At 58.6% G+C, this 1,443-nt stretch carries 4 protein-coding genes; all 4 read left to right on the top strand.

Features of this window, described 5'->3' with window-relative positions; all coding sequences use genetic code 11:
• Positions 1-26 precede the first annotated feature (26 nt).
• From T370_RS0121890 to T370_RS25315, 4 genes are read left to right on the top strand one after another with little or no spacing between them, the layout of a single operon-like run.
• Positions 27-341 (top strand): hypothetical protein, encoded by a 315-nt coding sequence (locus tag T370_RS0121890; RefSeq protein ID WP_029437015.1) that lies wholly within the window; start codon positions 27-29, stop codon positions 339-341.
• A 2-nt stretch (positions 342-343) separates the two neighbouring features.
• Entirely contained in the window at positions 344-559 is a 216-nt protein-coding gene (locus tag T370_RS0121885; RefSeq protein WP_029437014.1) for a hypothetical protein, read from the top strand.
• Positions 552-1,169, top strand: coding sequence for a DUF3164 family protein (locus T370_RS0121880; protein WP_029437013.1), 618 nt, complete (start codon positions 552-554; stop codon positions 1,167-1,169). The genes T370_RS0121885 and T370_RS0121880 overlap by 8 nt, the downstream gene beginning before the upstream one ends.
• An 8-nt stretch (positions 1,170-1,177) precedes the next feature.
• Positions 1,178-1,423 (top strand): hypothetical protein, encoded by a 246-nt coding sequence (locus T370_RS25315; protein WP_156034490.1) that lies wholly within the window; start codon positions 1,178-1,180, stop codon positions 1,421-1,423.
• The last annotated feature ends 20 nt before the right edge of the window (positions 1,424-1,443 follow it).

The raw sequence follows: 1,443 nt of genomic DNA, 5'->3' as shown, positions 1-1,443 counted from the left end.
CGATCCCAACACAGGGGAGGTGCATCATGTCTGACGATTGGCTTTCTCTGCTCCGCGCCCGCGTCGCCGAGATCGGCGTCAGCGCGACGGCCCGGGAACTGAATATCAGCCACGGCGCTGTAAGCCTTTTGATTTATGAACGGTATCCGGCAAGCACCGATCGCATGGCGGCACGGGTCATAGACCGGTACACGCGCCACGAATGCCCCTATGACGGCGCATTGCTCCATAGTGACGCCTGCGCCCGGTACGCCGGAAAAGCGCCCACGTCCAGCCCGGCGGCCCTGCGCCGCTGGCGGGCGTGCCAGAAATGTAGGTTCAACCCCAATAAAGGAGAATAGATATGTATTCCGAACGGATCGAACGTCAAATCGCTCACCTCGAAACGGCCCTGCGCGTCAATCCTGATTCCATCGCCGACATACTCCCCACTGTCATTCAAAATTTGCGAAACGAGACGGCGGAACTGTCGTCTGCTGAGGAAGAAGCTTTCCGGCTTTTTGTCGCCAACCAATATTCTAACCGGTACGACGCTCTCAAGGAGGTTCTCCATGCTTAACGAAGATCAGATTCCCGAAGGCTACATGGAAAACGCGCAAGGGTGTCTCGTGCCGATTGCCAACATCCGCCCGATCGACCTTGCCCGTAACGAGCTGGTCAAGGAAAAGATGGAGAAGATCAAGGCGTTGCAAGCGGAAATGCGGGCCGTCAAGGCAAGCCTCCTTTCGGATGTGGACGCCTTTGTACAGCTTTCCGGCGAGCGGTACGGCGTCAAACTTGGCGGCGTCAAGGGTAACGTGCAGCTCCTTTCTTTTGACGGCAAGTACAAGCTCACCCGTGATTACGGGCAGTTGCTCGCGTTCGACGAAGGCTTGCAGGCCGCAAAGGAGCTGATCGACGGGTGCCTGCGCCGCTGGTGCAAGGATTCCCGGCCCGAGTTGCGCGCTGTGGTCGAACAAGCTTTCAAGGTCGACAAGAAAGGCCGCATCAACACCGGGGCCGTGCTCGGCCTGCGGCGGATCGAGATCGACGATCCGGACTGGCGGGAAGCCATGCGGGCGATCACCGAAAGCCTGCAAGTACTGGACAGCCGCGTGTATGTCCGTGCGTATGAGCGGAATGCTTCCGGCGCGTATCAGCCTATCAGCCTCGACTTTGCGAACGTGTGAGGTGGATTATGGCGACGGTATCAAAGAAGGATGTTGAGCGGCTTTCCGGGCTGTACGCTGATCGGCTGACGCGAAATGTCAGCTACCGCGTTGAAGATATGGAGGAATTGATCGGCTCCGATGTGTGGCGGGAAGCGTCCGACGAGCACAAGCGGTTCCTTAAGAGTCAGATCCGGGACAAGGCGTTCAAGTTGTTGATGGACGCGGGCTTTCCGCCGGATGCCGTCCGGCGGATCAGGGAGGGGAGAGAATGAAGTTTGCGGATCTGGCCGTC

The sequence above is a fragment of the Bilophila wadsworthia ATCC 49260 genome (genome assembly GCF_000701705.1).
In the GTDB taxonomy this organism is placed as follows: Bacteria; Desulfobacterota; Desulfovibrionia; order Desulfovibrionales; family Desulfovibrionaceae; genus Bilophila; species Bilophila wadsworthia.
The sequence above is the reverse complement of the archived record's forward strand: the minus strand, read 5'-3'. Positions and strand labels throughout refer to the sequence as shown.